This window comes from Nonomuraea aridisoli (genome assembly GCF_003236395.1).
GTDB lineage: Bacteria > Actinomycetota > Actinomycetes > Streptosporangiales > Streptosporangiaceae > Nonomuraea > Nonomuraea aridisoli.
In genome coordinates this window covers 1-7430 of the sequence record NZ_POUD01000373.1, presented here as the reverse complement: position 1 = coordinate 7430, position 7430 = coordinate 1, and the positions used below count along the sequence as shown (strand labels likewise).

6 protein-coding genes are annotated in these 7430 nt (G+C 68.4%); 5 read left to right on the top strand and 1 reads right to left on the bottom strand.

What is annotated here, in order from left to right; genetic code table 11:
- Positions 1-152 precede the first annotated feature (152 nt).
- Together prcB and prcA are read left to right on the top strand one after the other, a co-directional pair.
- Entirely contained in the window at positions 153-1001 is an 849-nt protein-coding gene (prcB, locus tag C1J01_RS44310; RefSeq protein WP_111185013.1) for a proteasome subunit beta, read from the top strand.
- Positions 1002-1023: 22 nt separating this feature from the next.
- A complete protein-coding gene (gene prcA, locus C1J01_RS44305; RefSeq protein WP_181449306.1) occupies positions 1024-1815 on the top strand; it encodes a proteasome subunit alpha in 792 nt (263 codons plus the stop codon).
- A gap of 401 nt (positions 1816-2216) precedes the next feature.
- Here prcA and C1J01_RS53365 read toward each other — a convergent pair whose 3' ends face one another.
- Positions 2217-2624, bottom strand: a complete 408-nt coding sequence (locus C1J01_RS53365) for a helix-turn-helix domain-containing protein (RefSeq protein WP_268958810.1) — start codon at positions 2622-2624, stop codon at positions 2217-2219.
- A 396-nt stretch (positions 2625-3020) separates the two neighbouring features.
- Between C1J01_RS53365 and C1J01_RS44295 the strand changes: the two genes are divergently transcribed.
- The 3 genes from C1J01_RS44295 (at position 3021) to C1J01_RS44280 (ending at position 7291) form a co-directional block, all read left to right on the top strand.
- Positions 3021-3545, top strand: a complete 525-nt coding sequence (locus tag C1J01_RS44295) for a hypothetical protein (RefSeq protein WP_235855077.1) — start codon at positions 3021-3023, stop codon at positions 3543-3545.
- Between the two features lie 127 nt (positions 3546-3672).
- Positions 3673-5031 (top strand): Pup--protein ligase, encoded by a 1359-nt coding sequence (gene pafA, locus C1J01_RS44290; protein ID WP_111185011.1) that lies wholly within the window; start codon positions 3673-3675, stop codon positions 5029-5031.
- Positions 5032-6346: 1315 nt separating this feature from the next.
- Complete coding sequence (locus tag C1J01_RS44280; protein WP_111185010.1) at positions 6347-7291, top strand: FKBP-type peptidyl-prolyl cis-trans isomerase; 945 nt, start codon at positions 6347-6349, stop codon at positions 7289-7291.
- Positions 7292-7430: the final 139 nt, after the last annotated feature.

Sequence of the window (7430 nt, the reverse complement as noted above, 5' to 3'; positions counted from 1 at the left end):
CGGTGGGGGTGATCTGTGGGTGGAATGCCTGGCGGGGCTTTCGGGTGTAGTGGTAGTGGTGGGGTTCGCCGTGAGCTGATCGTGGGAAGTGCAGACAGCAACCCAACATGAGTAGGGTCGCCCTAGGAACACTGACGTTTGGAGGGAGTCGCGTGGCATCGCACAGGGATCTGCCCGTCGGCTTGGTGAATCAGCTTTTCAGCAACACCGGAACTTCCTCGTTCACGGAGTTTCTCAGCTCTTATGCGCCTCAGTTGCTGCCGCAACGGGACGAGGTGCTGGCCACGCCGATCGGCGACCAGGTGCCGCACGCGACCACGATCGTGGCCGCCACCTTCGCCGGCGGCGTGGTGATGGCCGGCGACCGGCGGGCGACGTCGGGCAACATCATCTCGCAGCGTGACGTGGAGAAGGTGTTCCGCGCCGACGACTACTCGTGCATGGGCATCGCGGGCACGGCGAGCACCGGCATCGAGTTCGCCCGGCTGTTCCGCGTCGAGCTGGAGCACTACGAGAAGCTCGAGGGCCGCACGATGTCGGTGGCCGGTAAGGCCAACCGGCTGGCGACGATGATCAGGGGCAACCTCGCCATGGCGATGCAGGGGCTGGTGGTGGTGCCGCTGTTCGCCGCCTACGACCCCGACAAGGACGAGGGCCGCATCTTCAGTTACGACGTGGCGGGCGGGCCTTACGAGCGGGAGCGGTTCGACGCGATCGGGTCGGGTTCGATCTTCGCCCGCGGGGCGTTGAAGAAGCTCTACCGCGACGGCGCGTCGAGCGACGACATGGTGATGACGTTGATCCAGGCGCTCTATGACGCGGCCGACGACGACTCCGCGACCGGTGGTCCCGACGTCACCAGGAAGATCTGGCCCATCGTGGGGGTGATCGACGCCGACGGTTTCCGCCGCCTGACCGACGAGCAGGTCGCCGGTTATGTGGAGCAGATGCTCGACGCCCGCCTGATCTCGCCCGACGGCCCCATCGCCCCGCTGCGTTAAGAAAGGACCACCACACGTGTCCATGCCTTTCGGATATGCGTCCCCTGAGCAGATCATGCGGGACAAGGCCGACTACGCGCGCAAGGGCATCGCGCGGGGCCGGTCCGTCGTCGTGTTGCAGTACATCGACGGCATCCTGTTCGTGGCGCCGAACCCGTCGCGGGCGCTGCACAAGATCAGTGAGATTTACGACCGCATCGGGTTCGCGGCGGTGGGGCGTTACAACGAGTTCGAGGAGCTGAGGCTCGGCGGCATCCGCTACGCCGACATCAACGGCTACACCTACGACCGCTCGGACGTGACCGGGCGTGGTCTGGCCAACCTTTACGCCTCCAACCTGGGCCGCATCTTCACCGAGTCGATCAAGTCGCTGGAGGTGGAGGTCGTCGTCGCGGAGGTGGGCGACACGAAGGACGGCGACGCGATCTACCGTCTCACCTTCGACGGGTCGGTGTTCGACGAGCACGGCTTCGCCGCGATGGGCGGCCAGGCCGAGGCGGTGGTGGGCCGGTTGAAGGAGCGCTACCGCGAGTCGATGTCGCTGGCGGACGCGCTGGATGTGGCGCTGAGCGCGTTGACCGAGCCGGGCGGGGAGCGGCCGCCCGTGGCGCAGCTGGAGGTGGCCGTTCTCGACCGTAACCGGGAGAACCGCAAGTTCCAGCGGCTGACCGGGGCGCGTCTGGAGCGTCTGCTCACTCAGGCGTCGACTCCGCCGGCCGCGCCGGAGGCTCCGTCCTCGTCGTCCGGCGACTCTTCGGCGCCGCCGCCCACGGGGCCTGACGGCGATGTGGACGACGGCTCTTCGCCCCTGTAGGGGGCTGTAGGACGTCGAGCGGGGGCTGCCATCGGCAGCCCCCGCCGCCGTTGTGCGCCGCGCGCTCTTGGGAGCACAGGCGTGATCGTGGCGGGCACGGGTGCGTGCGCGGAGCGGCTGTTGCTCCTGCGGGCTTCAGGGCTGCGGTGAGTCGCCGGACGCACGACGGTCGTCTGCTGGCCGCGGGTTGGTGGTTGACCGGGTGGGGAGGCACGGAACGCCGCGACCTCCGTCCTGTACGGGTGCTGGTTGCCGCATGTGGTCCTCCGAGGCCATGCGTGTCCGGGGCAAGGGCGGACTGACGTGCTCGCGGGCCGCCTCGGTCCTGGGTCGGAGCTGCGTTCGCCCCTGCCTCGGCGGGAGGGTTGCCGACGCGCTTGCGGGGCTGTCCGAGCTATGACTTACAGCGTGGTTCGACCCCAACGGGAAGGGCCGCTGTTGGGGCGGGAGGCTCGGGAGCGGTCGCCCCACCGGCACCGGTGCGCGACCGCTGTGACCGGCACGCCGTCGGCCAGCAGGATCAGGGCGCGGTGGAGGCGGAGCCGGGTGCGCCACTGGGGAAAGGTCATCCCGAGGTCGGCCCGGAACGGGCGGGCCAGCGTGCGGTCGCCTGGGACAAAGGGGCCAGTGTGCGGTCGGCGGCACCCGCCTGCGCGGCGAACCGCCCCCTGGTGGTGCGTAGCCAGGTTCCACTGTCTGCCCCTTAGGCGGCGGGTGGCGCGCCAGGACCCCTGGCGCGGCTCCCGTTGACCGATGGGCGCGCCGTGGCCCCGTCTGCCGGGTCTTCTCGCCGCGGGCCTGCTGAACACTGAGGGGGACGTACTGAAGCTCGCGATCTGCCGATGCCCGGCGCCTTGATCTCAGGCGTCCCGGCCGGGTGGCATCGGCATCGTTGAACGTACGGGTCCGGTGGCGGTCGTCGAAGCTCGTCTGCGTCCGCGCCAGAACCCGTGCACACGCCTACGCCCGGCATCGCGTGGCCTTGGCCGGTCACGGTGGTTACGCCTTGCAGGCCCCTGGTGACCGGTCCAGATCGCGCCGCTCCTTGGTGAGCGCGCTCCTCGGCGGGCGGTCTTGCTGGGAGCGATGGCACGGCGGTCAGGTGGTCGCTGCGGAGTGGTGTTTCGGTGGGAGGGTGGTGCGGTGTGATCTGTTTCACTCGGGATCGTCTGAACTTGCGGGGAAAACGGTGGGTCTGATGATCCGTGAACACTCCTCTGCGTGGCATTCTCGCGGCCGGCGCGGCCGTGGCCGTGATGCTGACCTCGGGTGTGGCCGCGCAGGCCACGACCGCGTACCCGAAGTACAAGGCGCCGAAGATCTTCGGCACGACCTTCCAGGCCGACCCGAAGCACGACTTCACCAAGGGCCTGAGCCCGCGCGGCAACGGCGTTCTGCGCGGGTGGATCACGGACGTGCGCGGCGGCGTCGCCGAGTACGAGCCGATCCGCTGGAAGAGGGGCACCCACACGGAGGGCCACTTCGAGGGTCCGCCTGAGGGTGACGTCAGAGCGTACGCCTCGCCGATCGCCAAGGACGTGGTCTATTTGTCCGCGTTCGGGTGCGGGCCGGGGATGGCCGATCTGACGGTCGACCGGAAGGCGGGGCTCGGCGTCAAGCGGTGCTCCAGGACCACGCTGGTCAAGCGGCACGACCGCGTCCGGCATCCCGCTCTGATCACCGTCCACAAGGGGAAGATCGTGCAGGTTCAGGAGATCTTCACGCCCTGAGGGAGGCCGCGCGGGTCCCGCGCCCCGTGGGGGCGGGCGCGGGACGAAACGGTCATGTGGGGGTTCCGATGGGAAAACACCTGGGAGATCTCTCCCGTTGGCCGATCCGTGGGCATAGTGTGAGGTGATGGATCGTCGCATCTTCGGGCTCGAGAACGAGTACGGCGTGACCTGCACGTTCAGGGGGCAGCGCAGGCTGTCGCCCGACGAGGTCGCGCGCTACTTGTTCAGGCGGGTCGTGTCTTGGGGCCGATCGAGCAACGTCTTCCTCCGTAACGGCGCACGTCTCTACCTCGACGTGGGCAGTCATCCTGAATACGCAACACCCGAGTGTGACAACGTCATCGAGCTCGTCACGCACGACAAGGCCGGCGAGCGGATCCTCGAAGGGCTGCTCGTCGACGCCGAGAAGCGGCTGCGTGAAGAGGGCATCGCGGGTGACATCTACCTCTTCAAGAACAACACCGACTCCGCCGGAAACTCCTACGGCTGCCACGAGAACTACCTCGTCGGCCGGCACGGGGAGTTCGGGCGGCTGGCCGATGTGCTCATTCCGTTCCTGGTGACGCGGCAGATCGTGTGCGGGGCCGGCAAGGTGCTGCAGACGCCGCGCGGCGCGGTCTACTGCGTCTCGCAGCGGGCCGAGCACATCTGGGAGGGCGTCTCCAGCGCCACCACGCGTTCCAGGCCGATCATCAACACGCGCGACGAGCCGCACGCCGACGCCGAGCGCTTCCGGCGGCTGCACGTCATCGTGGGCGACTCCAACATGAGCGAGACCACGATGCTGCTCAAGGTCGGCGCCACCGATCTGGTGCTGCGCATGATCGAGTCGGGCACCGTGATGCGCGACCTGTCGCTGGAGAACCCGATCCGGGCCATCCGCGAGGTGTCCCACGACATGACCGGCCGGCGCAGGGTTCGGCTGGCCAACGGGCGTGAGGCGTCCAGCCTGGAGATTCAGCAGGAGTACCTGTCGAAGGCTAAGGACTTCGTCGACCGCCGCGGCGGCGACGCGATCACCCATCGGGTTCTCGACCTGTGGGAGCGCACGCTGAACGCGGTCGACACCGGCAACCTCGACCTGGTCTCGCGCGAGATCGACTGGGTGACGAAATACCAGCTCATCGAGCGTTACCGGAAGAAGTACGATCTGCCGCTGTCCTCGCCCCGGGTGGCCCAGCTCGATCTGGCCTACCACGACGTGCATCGCAAGCGGGGGCTGTACTACCTGCTGCAGAAGCGCGGCTCGGTGGAGCGGGTGGCGTCCGATCTGAAGATCTTCGAGGCCAAGTCGGTGCCGCCGCAGACGACGCGAGCGCGGCTGCGCGGTGAGTTCATCCGCAAGGCGCAGGAGAAGCGGCGCGACTTCACCGTCGACTGGGTGCACCTGAAGCTGAACGACCAGGCGCAGCGCACGGTGTTGTGCAAGGACCCGTTCCGCAGCGTGGACGAGCGGGTCGACAAGCTGATCGCGGGCATGTAGCCGCCGGAGCGCCGGCGGCCGGGGGAGTGAACCTCCCTCGGCCTGCCGGCCGCTACGGCGGCCCGCCGATCTTCCCGGGCCTTTGCCCGAACGCCGATCGGGCCGGGGCTGCGCGGTACGGGCCGCCGCGATGGTCGGTCCGGATGTGATGCTCGCGCTGGTGTGTCCGGGGCGCTCGTCGGCTTGGGTGTGTCCGGCCGGCCACCGCCGCCAGCAGGCCTCTGTGTGCCGGTCTCCGCCAGGGCGCCAGCATTGATGCCGAATAAGCGGTTCGCCCGGATCGATAGACGATCTTGCCGAGCCGGCGGCGGTTGCTTCGGAGTCGGGACCCACAGCGGGCTGCAGCCGTCGAAGGGGACGGTGCGCCACCGTCAGCTTCCAGCGTGGACGGCTGTGCCGGGGCCCGGCAGGCAGGCACCGCGAACAGTGCCCTCAGACGGAGCCGGGCCAGATCTGTCGGCATGAGCCACGCGACGCTGTCTCCGACTGAGACGGCACGTTGAGCCCTACCGGCTTGTCTCGCACCAGCCGGGTGGCCCTTGCTGGAACAGGCTCAGCGCCCGCACGAAGGACACTACGGCCAGCGAGGCAGATCCCGCAGCTGACGTTAGATCCTGCCTCGGTCGGTGCCGCCCCTGCCAGCTTGAACGGCGCCGCACGCGTCAACTCGCTCATGGGCTGGAGCGAACACTCTCACTGCGCCGGGACGGGACGGCTCGCACCGACCACACTTGCCCACGCGAGAGTCGTGGGGGTCTGGTCGATGCCCGAAGGCGTTGCACGCTTTTTCGTGGACGGACCAACCCTCGCGTGTCCAGGCGAGCATGATCCGCACCTCGCGGAATCGCCAGCCCGCCGGCGTCCGCACCACTGTGGAGGTCAGGCGCAGGCCGCTCGTCTGGTGGGGAGTTGGGCCGTCGCGGTAGAAGTACACCGGCGAGTTCGCCGAGGCGGTCTACTGGTCGCCGTCGACGTTCACCAGCAGGTCGGTGGTCATGTGCTGGGTGTGCTCGCCTTCGACCTCGGCCCCTCCTCTGGGTGGCTGTTTCCGTGCTCGGTGGGCTGCGGAGAAAGTCGGACATGGCTTCGGGCGCGTCTGTCGAGTGCGCCAGGCGGGTGCCGGGACAACCCCGTGAACCGTGTGAAGTGTCTTCTCGGAGTTGTGTCTTCGAGATGTTTGGCGTCTGGGCGGGATGCTCGGAGAAATGGGAGGTGAGAGCTGGGTTGCCGGGGACGTGGAAGTTCGTTTACCTCGGCCCTACTGCGGATTCGGGTAGTGTGACGCGAATCTGATGTCTTTTCCGAGGGAAATTCGATGCGCCGCGCTTTGGCCGTACTGGCCGCCGTGCCTTTGATGTTTTTCGCCGCCGCATGCGGGTCCGACGACGGCACCGGCGCCGCCCCCGCCACCGCCACAGCCAGCGGGGCCGCCGCCTCCGGGCTCAAGGTCACGGGGAACGTGGGCGCCAAGCCCACGGTGGCCTTCCCCGCCGGTTCGCCGGCGACGAAGTCCTCCTACGAGGTGATCCAGCCGGGCTCGGGCGACGGCATCAAGGCGGGCGACCGCGTGATCGTCAACCTGACCGTCTGGAACTGGGACGGCAAGGGCAACGCCGTCCAGGGCTCCTCCTACGACACCAAGGCGCCGGAGACGATCCCGGTCAACGAGCAGCTGCCGCAGGTGCTGCAGGAAGGGTTCACCAAGGTCAAGCACGGTGGGCGCCTGCTGGCCGTGCTGGCCAGCGACATCGAGGCCCAGCCGCAGGCGACGTCCGCAGAGCCGACGAAGGTGTTCGTGTTCGACGTGGTCGGCACGCAACCGCCGGCGTTGAAGGTGGCCACCGGCAAGGAGACCGGCGAGAGCATCAAGGGCGTCAAGGTGGACAACCCGGGTGGGGAGAAGGCGCCGACGCTCACCACCAAGACCGACGAGAAGCCGTCCAAGGAACTCGTCGTCAAGACCGTCATCCAGGGCACCGGCGCCAAGGTGCAGCCGAACCAGATGGTCACCGTCCACTACACCGGCAAGATCTGGGGTAGTGACCAGCAGTTCGACTCCAGCTGGGAGCGTGGGGAGCCGGCCGAGTTCCCGCTCAACCAGGTGATCCAGGGCTGGCAGCAGGGTCTGGCCGGGGTGCCGGTCGGTAGCCGCGTCGTGATGAGCATCCCGCCGGAGATGGGGTACGGCGCGCAGGAGCAGCAGGGCATTCCCGCCAACAGCACGCTCGTGTTCGTGGTGGACGTCCTGGGGGCGTACTGACGGGCTGCATGACGATTCGGTAGCGATCGAAAGGCCCGGCGGCATATGACCGCCGGGCCTTTCGCGTGGGAGGACCCTGGCTGCTGGGTCGCTGAGTGCCGCTGCTGGGGGTCGGTGTGGGGGAGGGGTCGCCGTGCGG

Excerpts from the sequence above, each read along its gene's own strand:
- prcA (WP_181449306.1), top strand. The coding sequence starts at position 1,024 with ATGCCTTTCGGATATGCGTCCCCTGAGCAGATCATGCGGGACAAGGCC.
- pafA (WP_111185011.1), top strand. The coding sequence starts at position 3,673 with ATGGATCGTCGCATCTTCGGGCTCGAGAACGAGTACGGCGTGACCTGC.
- C1J01_RS44280 (WP_111185010.1), top strand. The coding sequence starts at position 6,347 with ATGCGCCGCGCTTTGGCCGTACTGGCCGCCGTGCCTTTGATGTTTTTC.